We start from the raw sequence: 22,314 nt of genomic DNA on the forward strand, positions 1-22,314 counted from the left end.
GTGCAAAGAATTACTTCTCTGTACTATTGATTTTCACGATTTGATCGAAAACACCGCCGTTATCGAAGTGCTGTTTTTGCACCTTCGTCCAGCCACCAAATTCTTTATCAATCGTAACCAATTTCAACGGCTTAAATACGTTGCTGTATTTTTTAAGCACGGCTGCATTACGTGGACGATAGAAGTTGCGTGCTGCAATTTCTTGACCTGCTGGAGAATACAAATAGTTGAGATAACCTTTAGCAATGGTTAAGTTGCCTTTTTTTGTTGCATTTTTCTCGACAATTGCTACAGGAGGTTCAGCTAAGATTGAAAGAGAGGGAGTAATGATTTCAAACTTGCCCGGTTGCTCACGAGTTGCTAAATGTGCTTCATTTTCCCAAGCCAGTAAGACATCACCAATACCACGCTCAGCAAAAGTTGTAGTTGCACCACGCGCACCTGAGTCTAAAACTTTGGTATGTTTATAAATTTGACGAACAAACTCTTGAGCTTTTGCATCGTTACCACCTGCTTGATGTTTTGCCCATGCCCATGCAGCAAGATAGTTCCAACGAGCACCACCAGAAGTTTTCGGGTTTGGTGTAATAATTTCTACACCTGGTTTGATTAAATCACCCCAGTCTTTAATTTGTTTAGGATTACCTTTACGCACTAAAAACACGATAGTTGATGTGTATGGAGTAGAATTCTGCGGTAACTTTTTCTGCCAGTCAGTTGGAAGTAATTTTGCTTTTTCAGCAATTTCATCAATATCTGCTGCAAGTGCTAAAGTCACTACATCTGCATTTAAGCCATCAATAACAGCACGAGCCTGTTTACCAGAGCCGCCGTGTGATTGTTTAAACTCAATATCTTGACCAGTACGTTGTTTCCAGTAAGTACCGAACTGTTTATTGAAATCTGTATATAACTCACGAGTAGGGTCGTAAGAGACGTTTAAAAATTCTTGAGCTGCAAATGATGAAACTGAAAGAAGTGCAGCGATAACCCCGACTTTTAACTGAGAAAAACGCATGAGATAAGTCCTCAAAAAATATGAAATGTTCAAAACATGAACGAAGAATAGCGCTAGTCTTTATTCTAAAAAAATAATAAAAAACGAATTTAATATGAAAAAAATAGAAATAGTAAAAACAGATAAGTTATTCTTAAATCTTGATATATAACAAGTTTCAAAAGTGGATACGAAATCGGTATAATTTTTAAAAATCAGTCATTTATTGTTTAAATGAAAGGTGTTGTATTGTTGGATCATTTTAAGCAGGGGGTGGATTAAACATGTGGTGTTTTAAAAATGGGCAACCTGTTGAAACCATTCCTTTACTCGATCGAGCATTTCATTATGGTGATGGATGCTTTACCACAATTCGTGTTTTTCAAAACCAGATTGAGCTTAAAGAAAGACATTGGGAACGGCTAAAACTTGCATGTCAAAAACTGTCTTTAACTGCAGATTTCGAATTAATAGAACAGAGTTTACAGCAACTACAAAAACAGCATCTTGTGCTCAATGGCACTTTAAAAATTGTGATTAGTCGTGGGATAGGTGACCGTGGTTATAGTTTGCCAAAGCATAATGCTGATATTTATATCTGGTTTTATCCGAAAGCTTTAGAGCCATTTCAGCCAGACTCTATCCAGTGTGGCGTTTTAAATCAGGCCTTAGGTTTAACCATGCCAAGCTTAGTTGGGCTTAAATCTTTAAACCGTCTTGAACAAGTATTGCTAAAAAAAGAAGCAGATCAACTAAGGTGGGCTGAAGCATTAGTTACTGATGTACAAGGTTATATTGTTGAAGGGGTCAGTAGTAATTGTTTTATTCGTTTAAATGATGGATGGATTACTCCCGAACTTCGCTATAATGGCGTCCACGGTGTAATGCGGGCAGAAATTCTGGCGCGTATGCAGCACCATGGTATTGCCTGTGAAGTACGTGTGGTTGAATTAGATGAAGTATCTGAAATACAAAGTCTATTCTTCTGTAATGCTTTACACCCTATGCGAGTGGTCACTCATTTAGGTGAAAAAACGCTAGAAACACAGGCATGCATAGATTTATTTCATATCCTTAACTTGAATCAGATTCATTAATATGCCGAAGCCACCTGTGAATGCGAAAGCAAAAAACGCCAAGAAAAATAACAAGAAACAAGCTCCAAAATTTTCTAAGCCACTGGTTTTAATTGGCCTTTTTATTGTCTTAATTTCTACTTTTGCCATTTTATGGTCGAGTTTATTTAAAGCTTATCCTATTGAAGGCAAAAAACAGATGTTATCGATTACATCTGGTGAAACCTATTCTGGTTTTATTGATCGGTTGGCGAAAGAAGGCCAAGTTAGCTTTCCAGTAGTATTGAAGCTTTATCAGAAATTTATGATTCATGACAGCATGAAAGCTGGTGTGTATGAAATTGAACAGGGAATGAGTGTAAGAGAAGTATTAGAGATGTTATCTGATGCGGATAATGCTCAGATGAACCGTGTTTTGGTCATTGAAGGTACAACTTTTAAACAGCTTATTACTGCACTAAAAAATGATAAAAACGTAAAAAATACAATATTAGATTTACCTGACGATCAGCTCATGAAAGCATTGGGCATTCCGTATGATCATCCTGAAGGTTTGTTTGCACCGAATACCTACTTTTTTGCTAAAGGCGAGACTGACAAGAAAATCCTTACCGATTTATATCATCGCCAAAGGAAAGCATTGGATGCAGCTTGGGCAAATCGTGCACCAAATTTACCTTATAAAGATAAATATGAAGCATTAATTATGGCTTCTATTGTTGAAAAAGAAACGAGCTTAGACAGTGAACTCACACAGGTTTCGGGTGTTTTTGTACGCCGTTTAAAAATGGGTATGCGTCTACAAACTGATCCAACTGTGATTTACGGTATGGGTGAAACTTATCGAGGTAACATTACCCGAGAAGACCTTCGTACCCCAACAGCATATAATACCTATACCATTAATGGCTTACCGCCAACACCAATTGCTTTGCCGAGCCAGAAAGCAATTGAAGCTGCGTTGCATCCAGATGATTCAAACAACATCTATTTTGTTGCAACCGGAAATGGTGGTCATAAATTTACGGCAAGCTTGCAAGCGCATAATCAAGCGGTGCAAGACTATTTATCCGTGTTGAGATCGAAGAAATAAGGAAAAAAGATGTTTATTAGCTTTGAAGGCACGGAAGGTGTAGGCAAAACTACGCTTATTCGAAAAATTCATCAGCATTTTGAAGAACAAGGTAAACAGGTTGTTTTAACACGTGAACCGGGTGGTACACCGCTAGCTGAACAAATTCGCGCTATGCTTTTGGCGGTTAATCATGATGAAAATATGAGTCATGATACTGAGTTGCTTCTGATTTATGCTGCCCGTGCGCAACATTTACAGCAAGTCATTGTACCTGCTTTAGAAGCCAAAAAAATTGTGCTAAGTGACCGTTTTACCGATGCAAGTTTTGCTTATCAATGTTCTGGTCGTGGTTTAAGCCAAGATAAATTACAGCTTTTAAATCAGAACTTTGTTTCACGCATGCCAGATATTACATTCTGGTTAGATGCACCGATTGAACTTGGTATGAATCGAGCACGCGAACGCGGAGCTTTAGATCGATTTGAACAAGAAAAGCTAAGCTTCTTTACCAAGGTTCGTGAAGGTTATGAAACCTTGTGGAAAGCTGAACCAGAACGGATTAAGCGATTAGATGCTACACAAAGTCCTGATCAGGTTTTTGAGCAAGCTTTGCAATATTTAGGATAGATAAGTGTATGAGCCACTCTCATATTTTATGGGAGTGGTTAAAAATAACGACAATTCTGGTTTGAATCGTCATAGAAAATATTCTTCATTTTCTTATGCTATCTTACATATGATTTTATAGATTGAAGAATAACAAGGATGAAAAGTTCAAAAGAAGAAATCGTGGCATTTCTTGAAAAGGAATTTCCACCCAGTCTTGAACATTGCACGATTGAATCAGTCACACCCAAAGCAGCAGTAGTTTATTATCACGTTGATCAAAGACATCAACGTCCCGGTGGCACCATATCTGGCCCAACTATGATGACTTTGGCAGATTTTGCTTTATATATCGCGATATTAGGTGAGATCGGTATTGTTGGTTTAGCTGTGACGACCAACTTTAATATTAATTTTTTAAGAAAACCCGCGGGTGATCAAGACTTACGTAGTGAATGTAAACTGATGAAAGTCGGGAAGAGCTTGGTTGTTGGTGAAGTTTGGATTTATTCAGTGGGATTAGATGAACCTGTGGCGCATGTTACCGCGACTTACTCAATTCCACCTCGATCATAAATATTAAAGTAATAAAAAGCACAGTCTGAACTGTGCTTTTTTGTAGAAAAACAGCTTAAATATCAGTATTAACCAATGGTTGTTCTACTGCAAAATTAGGCGGAGTCAAAACGGTCTTGCGTATTTCTTTAGAGGTTTCTGGATAATCTAGAGTGTAGTGCAAACCTCGAGACTCTTTACGTTGCATTGCACAACGAACAATCATCTCAGATACGAGAACAAGATTACGCAGTTCAATCAGATTCTTGCTCACACGATAGTCTTGATAGTATTCAGTAATCTCACGCTTTAACATTTCAATACGGTGTAAAGCACGTTCTAAACGTTTCGTGGTTCTGACAATACCGACGTAATTCCACATGGTGGAACGTAACTCATCCCAGTTTTGTAAAATCACCACATCTTCATCGGGATTGGTAACTTGAGAGTCATCCCAAGACGGTACTTCTGGTAGTTTTAAATCTTCATCAAATTTATTTTCGATGTCTTTTGCTGCGCTCATGCCATAGACGAAGCACTCAAGTAATGAGTTACTTGCCATACGGTTTGCACCATGTAAACCCGTATAAGATGTTTCACCAATCGCATATAAGCCTTCAATATCGGTTTGGCTATTTGAGTCGACTACAACACCGCCACAGGTGTAATGAGCAGCAGGTACGACAGGAATCATATCTTTGGTAATGTCGATGCCGAGCTCTAATAAACGTGCATAAAGTGTAGGGAAGTGTTCTTTAATAAATTCAGGTGATTTGTGGGTAATGTCTAACCACACATGGCGAATACCGAGACGTTTGATTTCGTGGTCAATGGTACGTGCGACAATATCGCGTGGAGCTAATTCCGCACGCTCATCAAAACGAAGCATGAAACGTTCACCATCAGGTAAGCGTAAATACGCACCTTCACCACGCATAGCTTCAGTAATTAAAAAAGAACGAGCTTGAGGGTGATAGAGACAAGTTGGATGGAATTGGTTAAATTCCATGTTCGCTACACGGCAACCCGCACGGTAAGCCATGGCAATGCCGTCACCTGTAGCAATATCTGGATTAGATGTGTATAGGTAAGCTTTCATTGCACCACCGCAAGCAAGCGCGGTAAATGGTGCAAGGACGGTATGCACCTTTTCTGTATTTTCATCTAATGCGTATAAACCAATAGCACGATTCGCTTGTTCGGTATGGCCTAATTTATGTGTTGTAATTAAATCAATCGCAATATAATTTTCAAAAATAGTAATATTTTTTCGTTCTTTAGCGCGTTCAACTAAAGTGGTTGAAATAGCTTTGCCTGTTGCATCAGCAGAATGAATAATGCGGCGGTGTGAATGGCCACCTTCTCGGGTTAAATGAAGTTGTTCATCTTCATCTAGGGTAAACTGAACGCCTTGCTTTAATAGAAAATCTACAGAAGAGCGACCACCTTCTACAGTATGCTGAACCGCATCCATTTCACACAAATGAGCACCTGCAATCATAGTGTCATTAATGTGTTGTTGAATAGAGTCAGTCTCATCAAGAACAGCAGCAACACCACCTTGAGCGTAGAAGGTACTTGCTTCAGTTAAAGCAGCTTTGGCTAAAACTGCAATATTAAAATGATTTGGTAACGATAAAGCCAGACTTAAACCAGCGCCGCCGCTGCCCACAATAATCACGTCAAAGTGGTGAATTGTCTGTAAATTAGGCATGTCCATTCGCAACAATTTAAAACGTCCGCTAATGACACCCCTTTTTATCTAAAAAGGCAAGAGCTTAAGCGCTCTAACTCACAGAAAAATTGCAATTGGCTTAAAAAGTTGCAATGCGTAAAATAATCATTGTGAGGATGTATTACAAATAAACATATTGTTACCCACAACTCCAAAGTGTTGTGATACAAAAGTTTTATTCTTTTTCTCGTAGACCAATTGTGGGTGAGCACCAAATGAAAACTCGCTATTTACAACAAGGAATGTATGCAGCGGTATTTACAGTTGCTGCTGTTCAGACAAATGCTGCTGTTGATTTTTCAAACCTCGTTGAACAAGTTAGTCCAGCAGTAGTGAGTGTGAATGTCGTAAAAAAAATGACTCAGGATGAATTGCTGCAGCAACAAGTTCCTGAAATTTTAAAACGTTTCTTCGGAAATCAAGTCATCATTCCACAGCAACAAGGTCCACAAGAAAAGACCGCATATGGTAGTGCTTTCTTTATTAGTAAAGATGGTTATCTACTCACAAACCATCATGTGATTGAAAATGCTTCACGCATTAGTATTACTTTAAATGATCGACGTGAAATTGATGCAACAGTTGTTGGTAGCGATGAGCGTACAGACGTTGCATTGTTAAAGGTGACCGGAAATAGCTATCCAGCTTTACGAGTAGGGAACGTTGACCGCTTACGAGTAGGAGAGCCTGTTTTAGCAATTGGTTCTCCATTTGGTTTTGACTATTCAGCATCTGCGGGTATTGTCAGTGCTAAATCACGAAATATGATGGGCGAAACTTCAGTACCGTTTATTCAAACTGATGTTGCGCTAAATCCTGGTAACTCTGGTGGGCCACTATTTAACCAAAATGGTGAAGTGGTCGGAGTTAACTCTCGTATATTTAGCGGTACTGGCGGATATATGGGGTTATCTTTCTCTATCCCAATTGATGTAGCAATGGATGTAGCTGATCAGCTTAAAACTAAAGGTAAGGTCACACGTTCTTATCTTGGCGTAATGATGCAAGATATTGATCGTAATCTTGCAGATGCTTACAAATTGCCTAAGCCTGAAGGCGCTTTAATTACTCAGATTTCTCCAAACTCACCTGCACAAAAAGCAGGACTTAGAGCTGGAGATGTCATCTTAAAATTAAATGGCGTCCCTGTACTTCGTACTAGTGATTTACTCTATTCTTTGAATAAGGTACAACCAAATCAAACTGTTCAGTTTGAAGTATTACGTGATGATAAAACCCGTAATATTTCGGCGACTTTAAGTACTGCACCAGATGAGACTCCTGCTACAGGAGCACAAGCTGCGGTGTCTAAAGGTCCAGTTCTAGGAATGAGCATTCGTGATTTAGCTGAACCAGAAAAAAGTGCTTTAAGTGTAAAAGGTGGTATCTATGTACAAGATGTTCGCCGTGGTGGCTTAGCGTCATTGTCAAATATCATTCCGGGTGATGTGATTATTCAAGTCAACAATAACCAGATTTTAAATAGTCAGGATTTTGCAAAAGTTGTTTCTAACTTGCAAAAAAATACCGTAGCACGTGTCGCAATTATTCGTCAGGGACAACGCGCAATGCTTGGTTTACGTATTCAGTAAACTTAAAAAAGAAACAATGAACCACCTTAAATATGGGTGGTTTTTTGTTATTTATCTTGAGCGTATAGTGATATCTACCTACACTTATTTTAGTTTGAACGTTAATAAATAAGAGTGAACATTTGTGAGTAGTATTTTTGATTTACATATTCAGGTACAGCCACATCATATTGATGCGTTAGGACATGTGAATAATGTAATGTATGTACAGTGGATGCAAGATGTAGCTGCTGCTCATGTTGAAACATTAGGAGTAGGGGTCACTAAATATCTAGAGTTAAAACATGCAATGGTCGCTGTTGAGCATCATGTGCAATATCGTAAAGCTGCATTTGAAGGTGAACAAATTGTATTACGCACATGGTTAGATGATATCAATGCGCTTTATTCTTTCCGCCAGTATGTATTTTTCCGTCCATCAGATCAGGCTGTATTATTTGTTGGAAATACCAAATGGGCATGTATTGAAATTGCCACAGGGCGCCCAAAACGAATGTCTCCAACTTTTACCCATGCATACAAGCCACTTGATTCAAGCATAAACCCTTATGATTTTACTGTTTCTTATACATGAGGTTGCTTAAGAAGGAATTGGGCTGCATTGGCCTTTTAAAAACATAAGTAAAAGGTAATGATTATTTTGGATACTTTAAAATATCCATCTGTTATAATCGCACGCAATTAATTTAACTGCTTTGGCTGTGTATTAAAACAAGCTACATAGCACTCTATATTTTCTCAAGGTAACCCATGGCGCAAGCTAAAAAATCCGTCGATATCAAAAATATACGAAATTTCTCGATTATTGCTCACATTGACCATGGTAAGTCTACATTGGCTGACCGTTTTATTCAGATGTGTGGTGGTCTACAAGATCGTGAAATGCAAGCCCAAGTCTTGGACTCAATGGAGCTTGAGCGTGAACGTGGGATTACCATTAAAGCCGCTTCTGTCACGCTGTATTACACTCATCCGAATGGTCAGGAATATCAACTTAACTTTATTGATACTCCTGGACACGTAGACTTCTCGTATGAAGTTTCTCGTTCTTTAGCCGCATGTGAAGGTGCGCTATTGGTTGTAGATGCTGCGCAAGGCGTAGAAGCACAATCAGTTGCAAACTGTTATACCGCAATTGAACAAGGTCTCGAAGTTCTTCCTATTTTAAATAAAATTGATTTACCGCAGGCTGAACCTGAACGTGTAATTCATGAAATTGAAGAAATTATCGGAATTGAAGCAACCGACGCACCAACCTGTTCAGCAAAAACTGGTTTAGGTGTTGAAGGTGTTTTAGAGCGTTTAGTCGATGTTATTCCATCACCTGAAGGCAATCGTGATGCTCCATTGCAGGCATTAATTATCGATTCATGGTTTGATAACTACCTAGGTGTAGTTTCTCTTGTACGTATTAAACAAGGTCGTATCCGTAAGGGCGACAAAATGTTGGTTAAATCGACAGGACAAACTCATCCGGTAACTTCAGTGGGTGTATTTAATCCTAAGCATACTGAAACAGATATTCTTGAAGCTGGTGAAGTAGGTTTTGTTATTGCGGGTATTAAAGATATTTTTGGTGCACCAGTAGGTGACACTATTACCCTTGCTGCTACACCTGATGTTGCTATTTTACCGGGTTTTAAAAAGGTTAAACCGCAGGTTTATGCTGGTCTTTTCCCGATTGATGCGAGTGATTTTGAGCCATTCCGTGAAGCACTACAAAAATTGCAGATCAACGACTCGGCTTTATTTTTTGAACCAGAAAGCTCAGATGCATTAGGTTTTGGTTTCCGTTGTGGCTTCTTAGGAATGCTACACATGGAGATTGTACAAGAGCGTTTAGAGCGTGAATATGACCTTGATCTAATCAGTTCTGCGCCTACCGTAATTTATGAAGCATTAACCAAGAAGGGCGAAACGATTTATATCGATAGTCCATCAAAAATGCCAGACGGATCTACTGTAGAAGATTTGCGCGAGCCGATTGCAGAGTGTCATATCCTTGTTCCTCAAGAATACTTAGGGAATGTAATGACCCTATGTATTGAACGCCGTGGTGTTCAAAAAGATATGAAATTCTTGGGTAATCAAGTTTCTATTACCTTTGAAATCCCGATGGCTGAAGTCGTTATGGATTTCTTTGATAAATTAAAATCATGTTCTCGTGGTTTTGCATCGCTAGACTATAACTTTGTACGTTTCGAAAGTTCAGCTTTAGTTAAGGTTGATGTATTAATTAATAGTGACAAGGTTGATGCCTTGGCTATGATTTGTCACCGTAATGACGCACGTCATCGTGGTATTGCATTGGTTGAGAAAATGAAAGATTTGATTCCTCGCCAAATGTACGACGTTGCTATTCAGGCGGCTATCGGTGCACAGATTATTGCTCGTTCTACTGTAAAAGCGATGCGTAAAAACGTATTAGCGAAATGTTATGGTGGTGACGTTTCACGTAAGAAAAAACTACTTTCTAAACAAAAAGAAGGTAAGAAACGTATGAAACAAGTGGGAAGTGTTGAAATTCCACAAGAAGCGTTCTTGGCTGTATTGAAAGTAGAAAGATAAGAAATGAGGGTAGGGGGAAGCAAAATATTGCTTTTCCCTACTTTAAGACAAGCAGCTAGGCTGCGAGTGAGGTCGTGTGGATTTTGATTTTAATTTAATTCTTGTTCCAGTTACGCTGATTCTATTTGCAGTGTGGTTGTTAGATAAACTTGTATTCAAACAGCGTGCAAATAAAGGGCGCGGGAACGAAAATTTTGTTATTACCTGGGCCTATGACTTTTGGCCAGTTTTAGCTGTAGTACTTGTACTTCGTTCATTTCTTTATGAACCATTTAATATTCCATCAGACTCTATGGTACCCACTTTAGAAACTGGTGATTTTATTCTGGTTAATAAATTTGATTATGGTGTGCGTTTACCTATCGTCAATAAGAAAATTATTGATGTGGGAGAACCCAAGCGTGGTGATGTGATTGTATTCCGTTATCCACCTCAACCTACCATTAGTTATATTAAACGTGTAATCGGTTTGCCGGGTGATCATCTTGTTTATGATCATGGACAATTGATTATTAACGGACAAAAAGTACCGAAAGTATTAACACAGTTTAGTCGCGAAAAAGATGTGTTAGATACCCCAACGTCTATTTATCATAAAGAGACGATAGGTGAGCACACCTTTACGATGCGTGAACTTGAAGGCGTAAATGTGGCGCGTCAAGCACCGTTTATCAACTATGTTGAAAATGGTAAATATGCAAACCAAGACGGTTTATATTGGGAAGTGACTGTTCCAAAAGGACATTACTTTGCAATGGGAGATAACCGTGATCAAAGTGCAGACAGTCGTTTCTGGGGCTTCGTTCCTGAAGAAAATTTAACAGGGCGAGCATTCTATGTGTGGATGCATAAAGAACCGGGTTTACATCTTCCTAACTTTGGCCGAAATGGAAAAATAGATTAAAAACAACCATTAGGAAAAAAAGAAATGCGTAAGGCACAACAAGGTACTTCGTATTTAGCAATTTTATTTGGGGTGGTTATATTTGCAGTTGCAGTAAAAGCTGTACTTGCAGTTTGGCCAGCATATTGGGATGATCGCTTGATTAATAATCAGATAGAGGAGCTTTTACAAGAAAGCTCTTCTGAGATCACACCACAGAAGTTTGCGACACAAATGGATCAGCGACTGGAAATGAACAATATTCGTGATCTCCACTTTAAAGAGATTGCGCAAGTGTTTAATCAGTCTGGTCTGATAGTCAAAAAGAAATATGAAGTAAGAAAACCTTTCTTATCAAATATTGATTTAGTTTTAACATTTGAGAAGAGTTTTGATAAAACATCAGTTCAAACTAAGTGATCCTCGCTTATTGAGTCGAATCGGATATCAATTCAAGCAGCTTGAATTGTTACAGTTAGCTTTGACTCATCGTTCGGTGAGTCATAAATACAATTACGAGCGCTTGGAATTTTTAGGCGATTCATTATTAGGTATGATTGTTGCCAATTATCTATATCATGCCTATCCAAATGAAAACGAAGGTCGTCTAACGCGTATGCGAGCGACTTTAGTACGTCAGGAAGCTTTAGGTAAGATTGCAACCGATTTGCAACTTAGTCGGTGTTTAATATTAAGTACGGGTGAATTGAAATCTGGTGGTCATCATCGTGAGTCAATATTGGCTGACACGGTAGAAGCGATTATTGGTGCAATTTATATTGATAGTGGTGATCTCAACTTACTTACAGATATTGTGCTAAAATGGTATGTACCCTATTTAGACCATATTGAACCTACGGATCAACTTAAAGACCCGAAATCACGTTTACAAGAGTATCTACAAGCACGTAAAAAACCTCTCCCTGTTTACGAGGTTGTAGATATTCAGGGTGATGCACCTCACCAGCACTTTAAAGTTGAATGTTTGATAGATGGTTTATCAAGGATTTATGGTGAGGGTTCAAGTCGTCGTTTTGCCGAGCAGGCAGCAGCGGCGGAAATTTTAAAGTTATTGGAGCAATAACCTGCATGTCGATGCATTCTGATCAAATCAATCCAGATTCAAATGATAACCAAGATCCTAATAATCTGATTGATCAATTTTTTAGTTCCAAAGGCGTGACAATTCCTTCGGATTTTAAGAGCGGATTTGTGGCGATTGTAGGACGTCCAAATGTGGGTAAATCTACCCTCATGAACCATTTATTAGGTCAAAAGCTCTCTATTACTTCGCGTAAACCTCAAACAACACGTCATAAAATTATTGGTATTGATTCGCGTGAAAAAATGCAGGCGGTATATGTAGATACCCCAGGTATGCATAAAAAAGAAGTACGCGCTATTAATAAAATGATGAACCGTGCAGCTCATTCTGCATTACGTGACGTCAATTTGGTCTTATTCGTTATTGATGCTTATAAGTGGACTCCAAATGACGACTTAGTGCTTGAAAAACTCAAAAATGCTGAAATGCCAGTAATTTTGGTGATTAACAAGGCTGATACTTTTGAAGATAAAAGAGATATTCTGCCTTTAATTCAAGAGCGTGCAAAGCTTATGAATTTTGCCGAGATTGTTCCTGTATCTGCATTACGTGGAGCAAATCTGGAACACTTGAGTGAAACGATTGAGAAGTATCTTCCTTATCAAGCGCCTTTGTATTCATTTGATCAGATTACTGACCGTTCTGAACGCTTTTTAGCTAGCGAAATTATTCGTGAAAAAATCATGCGCCAGTTAGGTGAAGAACTACCTTATGATTTAACAGTACAAATCGAATCTTTCAAAACGGAAGAAGCTGCTGTTAGTGAAAAAACGGGTCGTTTAAAACCAGCTTGTACTTATATTGATGCAACGATTTTTGTAGATCGTGCGGGCCAAAAAGCGATTGTAATTGGTGAAAAAGGTGCCAAGCTTAAAACAATCGGTATGGATGCCCGAAAAGACATGGAAAAAATGTTTGAGCAAAAAATTATGCTCACACTTTGGGTGAAAGTGAAGGGTGGCTGGTCTGATGATGAGCGTGCCTTAAAAAGCTTAGGATATAGTGATATCTAAAGGATAAGGATACTGGTATGAAAACAATTACATCATTGGTGACTATAGTTGGATGTACATTGATGTTACAAGGTTGTGTATATAAGCTTGTAACCGTACCAGTAGGGATCGCCTATAAAACTACAAAAGGTGTTGTCAAAGGTACAGCGGCTGTTGTAGGTGCGGTGATTCCTGATGGTGATGATGAGGATGACAAAAAAGAAAAAGAATCTGAGGAATAGTTTCTTTTTATGATGCGCAATGAAGTCCTCCATGGATATATGATTCATCACCGTAAGTACCGTGAAAAAAGTCATATTGTGCATCTTTTTACTCAGGAATATGGGCGAGTCGATGGTATTTTAAGACAGACTCCGCCCCCTCAGTATCAACCTATCCGATTACAAGCGACAGGTAAAAGTGAGCTAAAAAACTTTACCAAGTTAGAAATATTAAATCAGCCTGTTTTCTTTTTTGGTGACGCCTTTTTTGCCGGATTTTATTTAAGTGAAATCATTCTTCGGCTATGTCCACTAGAAGAGGCAATGCCTCAATCTTTTGAGCAATATCAGTTAACTCTATTGCAGTTACAGCAGCTCGCTTCTAATGATCAGCCCGATCTTTTTTTAAGACAGATATTGCGTCAGTTCGAACATGTGCTTCTGCCTGAACTAGGGTACGCACTTGATTTTTCAATTGATACTCAGCAGCAGCCGATTCAATCTCATCAGTTTTATCAATTTCAAGTGACCGAAGGTTTTGCTCCCGTTGCGCAGGCGAGTCGTTCCTCTTTGTCAGGAAAAGCGATTTTGTCTATGGTGGATTATGAGCAAGGACAGGATTTTTCTCACGAACAACTGCAATTATTAGGTAAACTATACCGTCAAATGATTACATCGCTTTTAGGAGATCGTCCCCTAAAAAGTCGACAATTGTGGATTCAAAATACTCAAACTCAATCGTAATTAGGATTTATTTATGGCTGCATTGCTTGGTGTAAACATAGACCATGTTGCTACTTTAAGACAGGCGCGCGGTACTACTTATCCAGACCCTGTAGAAGCTGCTCTCATTTGTGAACAAGCTGGTGCAGAAGGGATTACCTTGCATTTGCGTGAAGATCGTCGCCATATTCAGGATGATGACGTACGTCGTATGCGACCATTATTAAAAACACGCATGAATCTAGAAATGGCTGTTACTGATGAAATGGTTGAGTTTGCCAAAGAAATTCAGCCACAGCATGTATGCTTCGTGCCAGAAAGACGCCAAGAAGTAACAACTGAAGGTGGTTTAGATGTAGTAGGTAACTTTGATAAGGTTAAAGCTGCAACTCAGGCCTTGGCTGCTATTGGTTGTGATGTATCATTATTTATTGATGCCGATTTAGCTCAGATTGATGCAGCAATTGCTTGTGGAGCACCTACTATTGAATTACACACGGGGGCCTATGCAGACGCGATAACAGAACAAGAGCAGCAAGAAGAACTAGCACGTATTATAAAAGGTGTGGAATACGCAGCTTCAAAAGGTTTGGTGGTAAATGCGGGTCACGGACTTAATTTAAAGAATGTTGCTCCAATTGCTGCTATCTCACAAATTCACGAGTTAAACATTGGGCACTCGATTATTGCTGACAGCATTTTTGTAGGTCTGGTTCAAGCTGTTAAAGATATGAAAGCGGCAATTCAGGTGGCAGGTTAATTGGTTATGTCGAGTATCAATTACGATGAATTAATGCAACCTGTCTTGGCTTTTTTAGGATGCCAAACACCAAACGCGTGGTTAGATGAGGCAATTAATAATTTAGATATCTTGATGCAAGATCATGCTAATTGCGAAAAAAAAGCAGCTAGTACAGCAATGAACTTAATGTTCCGTTATAGCTTTTTTCCTGATTTGCAAGTAAAGCTTGCACAACTAGTACGGGAAGAAATGCTCCATTATGAACAGGTGCTTGAGCTTATGGCCAAGCGTGGTCAGAAATGGGATGGCTTAAGTGCAGGGCGCTATGCGGGTGGCTTGCGTAAAGAGATTCGTACTTATGAACCCGAAGCTTTAATTGATGTACTAGTGGTAGGTGCTTTTGTTGAGGCTCGCTCATGCGAACGTTTCCATGCACTTGCTCCACGCGTAGATGAAGAGTTGGGGCGCTATTATCGCTACTTGCTTAAGTCGGAGTCTCGTCATTTTGAAGACTATTTGGCACTTGCACTTGATGCTGCAAAAAATGCAAAAATGAAAAATCCTAAAGAGGATATTCAACAGCGAATTGAGCATATTCGTGAGGTTGAAAAGAATCTGATTTTAACGCCTGATGATACCTTCCGTTTTCACAGTGGCGTGCCTGCATAATATTAAAAGTTTTAAAAAAGTTTATCTTATCTAGATAAACTTTTTTTATTTTAACTCTTTAATTGTAAATTAATTTTTAAAATTGGTTAGCTTAGGATCTGCGCTGTTTATTACCTGTTAATCTTAATAAAATTATATTCCTACATTTTTAGTTTCTCGATTTTTATTATTCGTAATAAAATTTTCGAAAATTTTTATTTTTAAAGTAATAACGAATATTATGTAAATATACAGATAAGATTGTTCATAATCGGTTCAACTAAAGTAGTCAAATATTTTAAGGATATAAGAATGTTAGCATTAGTTACAGGTGCCTCGGCGGGCTTTGGTTATAGCATTTCAAAAAAACTGATTGAGTTAGGTTATAAGGTTATTGGCTGTGGAAGACGGGCAGAAAAACTAAAAGAATTACAGCAAGAGCTTGGTGATACATTCTATCCGTTAGTATTTGATATGACAGATACGGCAGAAAATATAAATAAAGCATTGGTTGATTTACCAGCTGAATTTCAAATCAGTCAAATTGATTTATTGGTTAATAATGCTGGTCTAGCATTAGGGCTAGAGTCAGCAGATAAATCAGATTTGGGTGATTGGTACACCATGGTCGATACCAATATTAAAGGGTTGATCACCGTTACACGGTTAATTTTACCGAATATGGTGAAGAAAAAATCAGGTTTAATTATCAATATGGGATCTATTGCAGGTACATATCCGTATCCGGGCGGTAATGTTTATGGTGCAACCAAAGCATTTGTGGAGCAATTTAGTTTAAACCTTCGAGCTGATTTGTCTGGTACTGGCATTCGAGTGACTAATATTGAGCCGGGGCTTTGCGGTGGTACAGAATTTTCTTTAGTACGTTTTAAAGGCGATCAGGAGAAAGTAAACAATCTGTATGATAAAAAGAACCCAATTTTGCCTGAAGATATTGCAAATACGGTAGCGTGGGTTGCATCACAACCTTCACATATTAATATTAACCGTATTGAAATGATGCCTACTTCTCAGTCTTTTAATCCTTTAAAAGTTGTTGAGGTAGAGTAATAAGGTTCAGAATGAACCGATAGTGAGTTTATAGATGCTATGTCTTTTGAATTTTGATTCGGACATTGAATGAAATTAATAGATTAATCATTAAATCCTCTATGTTGTGATAGGGGATTTTTTATGGTTATTGATAAATTTATGGCAAAAAAAAGCCCGCTTTAATGCTGCGGGCTTTTTAGTATTTGGCTCTCCCACCTGGGCTCGAACCAGGGACCTGCGGATTAACAGTCCGTCGCTCTACCGACTGAGCTATGGGAGAATCTGCATGCGATTATAAGGAGATTTTGAGAAGGGTCAAGTGTAAATTGCCATGTTTACTTTATTTTTGTGCTGTATGCTTTTTATTTGATCAGTTAAGGGGTGAGCTAAGAAATTACTTGCACTTTAAAAAATCAATTGCTAAATTCGGAACAGAACAAGCGTTTGAAGAAATTCAAACAGTGTGGATTTAAAACCAACTTGCCAGCACTAAAATGGCTAAATCGGAGATAAGTATGAAAACACTTACTGTTGCCTCTATTTTTTCTAATTTTGATTTTTATCAACGTAATTATCTCAATATTTTAAGTCAACCAGAATCTTATTACACGCCTGTAGAGGGTGCGTCGATTGATGCTTATCCTTTTAAAAAGCAGGACTTGTATTTAGGTGATTTATTGCAGCTTTGGTTTAGTTCCAAATGGAATGTGCATAGTTCACTAAAAGTTTTAAAAAGTTCAAAACTATTAAACCCTTCTAAAGCTTTATATATTTTTCAATTAGAAGGAGAGTTGCTGCTGGGCAAAAATAAAGTTCTAGCTTGGTCTGTTGAACATCAAGAGGTGGTAGAGCTTCAACTTAAAAATATTTGGGCCTCTTATGTCGTGGCACAAACCTGTGACCGTCCAGATAATTCAGATTACTCAATAAAAAAGGCAGCGGTTTAAAGCTGCCTTTAATGATTATGGGCGAATAATCATGCAGGTCGCTGTTGCATAAGCATACAGTTTACCTTCCTCATCAATAACCTTTCCTTCGGAAATTCCTAAGTTTTTACTTAAATTAATGACTTTACCTATCGCAATTAAAGGGTGGTTCTTTGGAATAGGGCGACACATTTTTACGTTAAGATCGATTGTTCCGTAGCCTACACCCGCAGGTAACATCGTATGTACTGCACAGCCAGTCACAGAGTCTAAAACTGTAGCAGCAAAGCCACCATGTACGCCGCCTAGCGGATTTAGATGATTATGATCTGCTTGGGCTTTAAAAGTAACAGACCCTTCTGAAATTTCAGTAGGTTGCATAGGTATGGTTTTACTAATACTTGCTGCTGGAATATGGCCATCAATCATCGCTTGTAAAAATTCAAGACCAGTCATTTCCATCGGATTTTTCATTTTTGAGTCCTTTAATTATATAAGTTCTTAAATGGAACTTGTTGTTAGCCTATTATTAAGTCATCGATATGTCAATTCCATGAGTTAAAGATTGAACTGATGAGTTGAAGATTTAAAGCTTATTTACGGAGCATAAAACATCTTTATTCTAAAAAGTGGAATAAATTAGTTGCATAATGAATTAGATAGATAAGAGATTCTTCTTATACACTATAAAAAATAGCAGGAGCATAAGGATAATGCTTTTAAAAATTGCACTTGTAATGGTGGCTTTTGCGGCAAATTCTGTGTTGTGCCGTTTGGCTTTAACAGAGCATCATATCGACCCAATGAGTTTTAGCTTAATACGAGTAGTGAGTGGTGCAGTTGTTTTATTGGGAATATTTTTATATTCAAAAACGTCTCAAACTCATGTTCAATGGAATTTTAAGAACGCATTTTTTCTAGCAGTTTATGTTTTAGCATTTTCTTGTGCCTATCTTCAAATAGATGCAGGTATAGGCGCTTTACTATTATTTGGTGTCGTGCAACTTACCATGGTGCTCTACGGTTATTGGCATGGCGAACAAATTGGCATGTACCGTGGTATTGGTTTATGCATAGCTTTAGCAGGCATGATTGTTTTGCTATTACCTGGTACTCACGCACCTCATTGGAAGTATGCTTTGCTTATGATGCTGTCTGGTTTGGCATGGGCTGGATACAGCATTGCTGGCCGTAACATGACACAACCTGTTGGCAGCACATTGGCAAATTTTATATTGGCTGTACCAATCGTTTTGTTGGCAAATATATTGCTTAATCAAGAGCGGTATATTGATTTGCAGGGTTGGGTGTTAGCAATTTTGTCTGGTGGTGTGACTTCAAGCGGGGCTTATGTAGTTTGGTATGCAATTTTGAAGCATATTGATCGAGTGACGGCCAGTACCGTGCAGTTGAGTGTGCCATGTTTGGCAATTTTAGGTGGAAATCTATTTGTGAATGAAGCTGTAACAGGGCGAGTTATTTTGTCTAGTTTTATGGTTTTGTTTGGAATTTTTCTGGTTATTTATATGATGCCCAAGAAAGGCAAAGTATAGATCAATAAAAAAAGGGTTCTCTAAAGAGAACCCTTTTTACGCAAAATGCAGATTATTTTGCAGCTTTTTCAGCTTCAATAGAAGCAATTGCAGCGTCTACACCTTCAATTGAGTCAGCAGCTTTTTTGATACGTGCTAACGCATCAACAAGTACTTCATCAGCAGTTGCATATGAAATACGCATAAAACCGCCTAGACCAAATGCATCACCAGGAACTACTGCTACACCAGTTTCTTCTAGTAACCATTCAGAGAACTCTGTGCAAGACTTTAAGCCTTTTGCACGAATAAGAGGACGAATGTTTGCATAGGCATAGAAAGCACCATCAGCAGGTAAACAAGAGATACCTTTGATGTCATTTAAGCCATTTACAACTAAGTCATGACGGCGTTTGAACGCTTTAATCATTGGTTGAAGTACGTCTTGAGGACCATTCAATGCAGCTTCAGCAGCAACTTGTGAAATAGAAGTTGGGTTTGAAGTTGATTGAGACTGGATTTTTTTCATTGCGCCAATAATTTTTGCTGGGCCGGCTGCATAGCCAATACGCCAACCTGTCATCGCATATGCTTTAGACACACCATTTAAAACAATCGTACGATCATATAAATCTGGAGCAACAGTTGCGATGTTGTAGAACTCATCTTCCCAACGAATTGGTTCATACATATCGTCAGATGCAACAAATACTTGTGGATGACGACGTAATACTTCAGCTAAAGCTTCTAATTCAGCTTTGCTATAGATCATACCTGTCGGGTTAGATGGGCTGTTTAGTACAACTAAACGAGTGTTAGGAGTAATAGCCGCTTCTAATTGTTCAGGAGTAATTTTGAAACGTTGGTCTTCACCACATTTCACAATGACTGGAGTACCTTCAGCAATAATGACCATATCTGGATAGCTTACCCAGAACGGTGCTGGAATGATAACTTCATCGCCTTTGTTTAATAGAGCAAGTGCCAAGTTAAAGAAGCTTTGCTTACCACCACATGAAACCAAAATCTGATTCGCTTGATAATCAAGATTATTATCACGTTTAAATTTAGCAATAATTGCTTTTTTTAACCCAGGAGTACCATCTACAGCCGTATATTTGGTGAAACCATTATTAATCGCTTCAATTGCAGCATCTTTGATGTGTTGAGGGGTATCAAAGTCTGGTTCGCCAGCACCTAAACCAATCACGTTCTTGCCAGCAGCTTTAAGTTCAGCAGCTTTGTTGGTTACAGCAAGTGTAGGGGACGGTTTGATAGCATTGACACGATCAGAAAGACGTACGTCCACGGCAATATTCCTCTTATGGGATTAAAAAATAAAAAGCATACTATCTTATCGCAAAAATTAAGTAATTTGCGGATGTGAACCTTTTCAGATGTAAAAAAGTTTAGTTTAGTAATCATCTTAAGCAATATTTATTCAATTGAAGCTTTTTTAGAAAGAAATGAGAAAATCATTTATAATAAGCCGCAATCGAAATTTCGAGAATGAATCATGACTGAGCAACAGCCAAAACAGAAAAAGGCTTTGGTGAAATTGCCATTCCCAATGCCGAATGATAGCAATGAAGCCGACGACGCGGTACACAACCAAGTGCGTCCAAAACCAGAGCAATACGCAGATAGAACATGGATGCCTCCACGTGGTACTCGTCGTTCTATGGGAAAACGTTAAGTTCAAAAACAGGCAATATGCCTGTTTTTTTATTGATTAAATAAAATTTCCTGATAATAGCTTTTTTTCTTTTGGTACATGTGATGGTCAGCTCGCTTCAACATGTCCTCAATTTGTTCATTTGCTTGAGTTGTTGCATGTCCAATTGCAATGCTAACTGGGTGGCTTGAATAATATTGATTGTCGATATTAAAAAGCTCCTGAATAGTTTGAAGCATAATTAGAACATTCGCTTCATCTGCCCCCGGCATTAAAATTACGAACTCATCGCCACCTATTCTAGAGGCTGTATAGGGCGTATTTATAATGGTCTGATTTAAAATATTTCCGACGCGACGCAATAAGCCGTCCCCAATATCATGACCAAACTGATCATTTGTTTCTTTTAATCCATTCATATCTAAGAAAATTGAAGAAACAGGCCGAATAATACTTCGGTTTAAACGATTAAGTTCTTCTGTAAAAAAAGCACGATTATATAGTTTGGTAAGAACATCGTGTTGTCCCAGATATTCAAGATAGTTTTCTGCTTTTTTTCGTGCGGTAATATCTGTAAGTGCAACCTGTACCAGCCCCCAAGTCTCTTCATAACCAGGGAAAACGGTAAATTGAAGCAATACATTTCTTATTTGCCCATCTAAGGCATAATTGATGGCTTCACGTTTATGATGAATATTACCCTGCCAAAGTTCGATAAGTTGTTCCCGAAAGGTTTCAATCATCTCTTGTGCAAAAATTTTATGTGTATTTCTCAAGAGTGTCGTTTTATCAGGTGCTTTAAATAAGTCTAAAGTTGCCTGATTAACATCTAAAATTAAAATATCTTCAATGCATTGACGGACAAATTCAGGATGCACATCTAAAAACGTTCTAAAGTCCTCAATACCCAATAGCCTAAGTTGATCAATTCTATTTTTAATACGGCTGAAATCTTCGACCCAAAGAGAGGTAGGTGAATAAATAAACATAGACTCAGCTAGGCGGCGATTTTTTTCTTCCTCACGAAGTGCATTCTGATAAGGTGTAATATCTTCGGTCGTGATTAATACACGCTCAAAGGTCGATTCAGAGCCGGGTAAAATAGAACCTCTTAGCTGAACATCAATACGTTTGCCTGATAAGGTGTAATTTACAGTCGTACTTGAAAAGTGAGTTTTACCCTTCCATAGTTCTTCAAGTTCATGAATATGTGATTCGAACATTTCTTTTTTAAAAATAAGATTTAAATTCGAATAGAGTTCTTCGTGAGTTTTTGCTTCAAAAAGTTCTAATGTTTTTTGATTAACGCGAACGATTTTAATTTTATGTGCGCATTCAATAATTAAATTTTTATTTTGACTTAAAAACTCATGGAGGTTTTCAATACCTTGATTTCTCCATAAGTCAAATTGTTGTTTAACTTCACTGAAATCTTCAATCCACATTGGAATTGGGCTAAGGTCAAAAATTGAAGAATCTAAAGTTTCCATATGTTTCTTTAAGTATTCAGTTTGCCTTAAAGTATAATGAGAAAAGCTCATATTTGAAAAGATAAAGATTTTAAATTTATTAGAATAATTAAATAGTAGTAATTGAAAATAGAATAATAA

At 38.1% G+C, this 22,314-nt stretch carries 24 protein-coding genes, 1 tRNA gene and 1 pseudogene; 20 read left to right on the forward strand and 6 right to left on the reverse strand.

Annotation, left to right across the window (positions count from 1 at the left end):
• Positions 1–10: 10 nt before the first annotated feature.
• Positions 11–1,018 carry a sulfate ABC transporter substrate-binding protein gene (locus AC2117_RS04690; RefSeq protein ID WP_042898110.1) on the reverse strand — a complete coding sequence of 336 codons (1,008 nt, stop codon included), beginning with the start codon at positions 1,016–1,018 and terminating at the stop codon, positions 11–13.
• 263 nt (positions 1,019–1,281) lie between these two features.
• On the opposite strand from AC2117_RS04690, the gene pabC reads away from it, so the two are divergent.
• From pabC to AC2117_RS04710, 4 genes are all read left to right on the forward strand, one after another.
• Positions 1,282–2,094 (forward strand): aminodeoxychorismate lyase, encoded by an 813-nt coding sequence (gene pabC / locus AC2117_RS04695; protein ID WP_133972250.1) that lies wholly within the window; start codon positions 1,282–1,284, stop codon positions 2,092–2,094.
• 1 nt (position 2,095) lies between these two features.
• On the forward strand, positions 2,096–3,166 hold the full coding sequence (gene mltG / locus AC2117_RS04700) for an endolytic transglycosylase MltG (protein ID WP_133972251.1): 1,071 nt from the start codon (positions 2,096–2,098) through the stop codon (positions 3,164–3,166).
• A gap of 9 nt (positions 3,167–3,175) precedes the next feature.
• Complete coding sequence (gene tmk / locus AC2117_RS04705; RefSeq protein ID WP_133972252.1) at positions 3,176–3,775, forward strand: dTMP kinase; 600 nt, start codon at positions 3,176–3,178, stop codon at positions 3,773–3,775.
• Between the two features lie 138 nt (positions 3,776–3,913).
• Complete coding sequence (locus AC2117_RS04710; RefSeq protein ID WP_016146122.1) at positions 3,914–4,330, forward strand: PaaI family thioesterase; 417 nt, start codon at positions 3,914–3,916, stop codon at positions 4,328–4,330.
• Positions 4,331–4,385: 55 nt separating this feature from the next.
• Here the strand turns inward: AC2117_RS04710 and nadB are convergent, their stop codons facing one another.
• Entirely contained in the window at positions 4,386–6,029 is a 1,644-nt protein-coding gene (gene nadB, locus AC2117_RS04715; protein WP_133972253.1) for an L-aspartate oxidase, read from the reverse strand.
• A gap of 230 nt (positions 6,030–6,259) precedes the next feature.
• Here nadB and AC2117_RS04720 point away from each other — a divergent pair, with 230 nt between their 5' ends.
• The 12 genes from AC2117_RS04720 (at position 6,260) to AC2117_RS04775 (ending at position 16,589) form a co-directional block, all read left to right on the forward strand.
• Positions 6,260–7,636, forward strand: coding sequence for a Do family serine endopeptidase (locus AC2117_RS04720; protein WP_197730988.1), 1,377 nt, complete (start codon positions 6,260–6,262; stop codon positions 7,634–7,636).
• Between the two features lie 124 nt (positions 7,637–7,760).
• A complete protein-coding gene (locus AC2117_RS04725) occupies positions 7,761–8,210 on the forward strand; it encodes an acyl-CoA thioesterase (RefSeq protein ID WP_045429619.1) in 450 nt (149 codons plus the stop codon).
• A gap of 176 nt (positions 8,211–8,386) precedes the next feature.
• Positions 8,387–10,204 (forward strand): translation elongation factor 4, encoded by a 1,818-nt coding sequence (gene lepA, locus AC2117_RS04730; protein ID WP_133972255.1) that lies wholly within the window; start codon positions 8,387–8,389, stop codon positions 10,202–10,204.
• A 76-nt stretch (positions 10,205–10,280) separates the two neighbouring features.
• Complete coding sequence (gene lepB / locus AC2117_RS04735; RefSeq protein ID WP_013197097.1) at positions 10,281–11,108, forward strand: signal peptidase I; 828 nt, start codon at positions 10,281–10,283, stop codon at positions 11,106–11,108.
• Positions 11,109–11,132: 24 nt separating this feature from the next.
• Positions 11,133–11,507, forward strand: coding sequence for a DUF4845 domain-containing protein (locus tag AC2117_RS04740; RefSeq protein ID WP_133972257.1), 375 nt, complete (start codon positions 11,133–11,135; stop codon positions 11,505–11,507).
• The gene (gene rnc, locus AC2117_RS04745) at positions 11,479–12,171 is read left to right on the forward strand and encodes a ribonuclease III (RefSeq protein ID WP_016137378.1); all 693 of its coding nucleotides are present in this window, start codon (positions 11,479–11,481) and stop codon (positions 12,169–12,171) included. Before AC2117_RS04740 ends, rnc begins: the two co-directional genes overlap by 29 nt.
• 11 nt (positions 12,172–12,182) lie before the next feature.
• The gene (gene era, locus AC2117_RS04750; protein ID WP_133976197.1) at positions 12,183–13,205 is read left to right on the forward strand and encodes a GTPase Era; all 1,023 of its coding nucleotides are present in this window, start codon (positions 12,183–12,185) and stop codon (positions 13,203–13,205) included.
• Positions 13,206–13,222: 17 nt separating this feature from the next.
• Positions 13,223–13,426, forward strand: coding sequence for an NF038104 family lipoprotein (locus AC2117_RS04755; RefSeq protein ID WP_133972259.1), 204 nt, complete (start codon positions 13,223–13,225; stop codon positions 13,424–13,426).
• A gap of 9 nt (positions 13,427–13,435) precedes the next feature.
• Positions 13,436–14,149 carry a DNA repair protein RecO gene (recO, locus tag AC2117_RS04760; protein ID WP_003650313.1) on the forward strand — a complete coding sequence of 238 codons (714 nt, stop codon included), beginning with the start codon at positions 13,436–13,438 and terminating at the stop codon, positions 14,147–14,149.
• A 13-nt stretch (positions 14,150–14,162) separates the two neighbouring features.
• Positions 14,163–14,888, forward strand: coding sequence for a pyridoxine 5'-phosphate synthase (gene pdxJ / locus AC2117_RS04765; RefSeq protein ID WP_133972261.1), 726 nt, complete (start codon positions 14,163–14,165; stop codon positions 14,886–14,888).
• Between the two features lie 6 nt (positions 14,889–14,894).
• Complete coding sequence (locus AC2117_RS04770) at positions 14,895–15,539, forward strand: tRNA-(ms[2]io[6]A)-hydroxylase (protein ID WP_133972263.1); 645 nt, start codon at positions 14,895–14,897, stop codon at positions 15,537–15,539.
• Positions 15,540–15,830: 291 nt separating this feature from the next.
• Positions 15,831–16,589 carry an SDR family NAD(P)-dependent oxidoreductase gene (locus tag AC2117_RS04775; protein WP_133972265.1) on the forward strand — a complete coding sequence of 253 codons (759 nt, stop codon included), beginning with the start codon at positions 15,831–15,833 and terminating at the stop codon, positions 16,587–16,589.
• 186 nt (positions 16,590–16,775) lie between these two features.
• Here AC2117_RS04775 and AC2117_RS04780 read toward each other — a convergent pair.
• A tRNA-Asn gene (locus tag AC2117_RS04780) sits at positions 16,776–16,851 on the reverse strand.
• Positions 16,852–16,897: 46 nt separating this feature from the next.
• Here AC2117_RS04780 and AC2117_RS04785 point away from each other — a divergent pair.
• Together AC2117_RS04785 and AC2117_RS04790 are read left to right on the forward strand one after the other, a co-directional pair.
• Positions 16,898–17,044: a hypothetical protein gene (locus AC2117_RS04785; RefSeq protein WP_133976199.1), complete on the forward strand. Its 147-nt coding sequence runs from the start codon at positions 16,898–16,900 to the stop codon at positions 17,042–17,044.
• A gap of 42 nt (positions 17,045–17,086) precedes the next feature.
• The gene (locus AC2117_RS04790; protein ID WP_133972267.1) at positions 17,087–17,518 is read left to right on the forward strand and encodes a hypothetical protein; all 432 of its coding nucleotides are present in this window, start codon (positions 17,087–17,089) and stop codon (positions 17,516–17,518) included.
• A gap of 15 nt (positions 17,519–17,533) precedes the next feature.
• On the opposite strand, the gene AC2117_RS04795 is transcribed toward AC2117_RS04790, so the two are convergent.
• The gene (locus AC2117_RS04795; RefSeq protein WP_133972269.1) at positions 17,534–17,971 is read right to left on the reverse strand and encodes a PaaI family thioesterase; all 438 of its coding nucleotides are present in this window, start codon (positions 17,969–17,971) and stop codon (positions 17,534–17,536) included.
• 239 nt (positions 17,972–18,210) lie between these two features.
• Here AC2117_RS04795 and AC2117_RS04800 point away from each other — a divergent pair, with 239 nt between their 5' ends.
• The gene (locus AC2117_RS04800) at positions 18,211–19,050 is read left to right on the forward strand and encodes a DMT family transporter (RefSeq protein ID WP_133972271.1); all 840 of its coding nucleotides are present in this window, start codon (positions 18,211–18,213) and stop codon (positions 19,048–19,050) included.
• Positions 19,051–19,102: 52 nt separating this feature from the next.
• Here the strand turns inward: AC2117_RS04800 and AC2117_RS04805 are convergent, their stop codons facing one another.
• Positions 19,103–20,338 (reverse strand): pyridoxal phosphate-dependent aminotransferase, encoded by a 1,236-nt coding sequence (locus AC2117_RS04805; RefSeq protein ID WP_042898097.1) that lies wholly within the window; start codon positions 20,336–20,338, stop codon positions 19,103–19,105.
• A gap of 207 nt (positions 20,339–20,545) precedes the next feature.
• Here AC2117_RS04805 and AC2117_RS04815 point away from each other — a divergent pair, with 207 nt between their 5' ends.
• Positions 20,546–20,725 (forward strand): hypothetical protein, encoded by a 180-nt coding sequence (locus AC2117_RS04815; RefSeq protein ID WP_005038911.1) that lies wholly within the window; start codon positions 20,546–20,548, stop codon positions 20,723–20,725.
• A 32-nt stretch (positions 20,726–20,757) separates the two neighbouring features.
• Here AC2117_RS04815 and AC2117_RS04820 read toward each other — a convergent pair.
• A pseudogene (locus tag AC2117_RS04820) lies at positions 20,758–22,194 on the reverse strand (diguanylate cyclase domain-containing protein); the annotation flags it as partial.
• Between the last annotated feature and the right edge of the window lie 120 nt (positions 22,195–22,314).

The organism is Acinetobacter calcoaceticus (assembly GCF_900520355.1).
In the GTDB taxonomy this organism is placed as follows: Bacteria; Pseudomonadota; Gammaproteobacteria; order Pseudomonadales; family Moraxellaceae; genus Acinetobacter; species Acinetobacter calcoaceticus_C.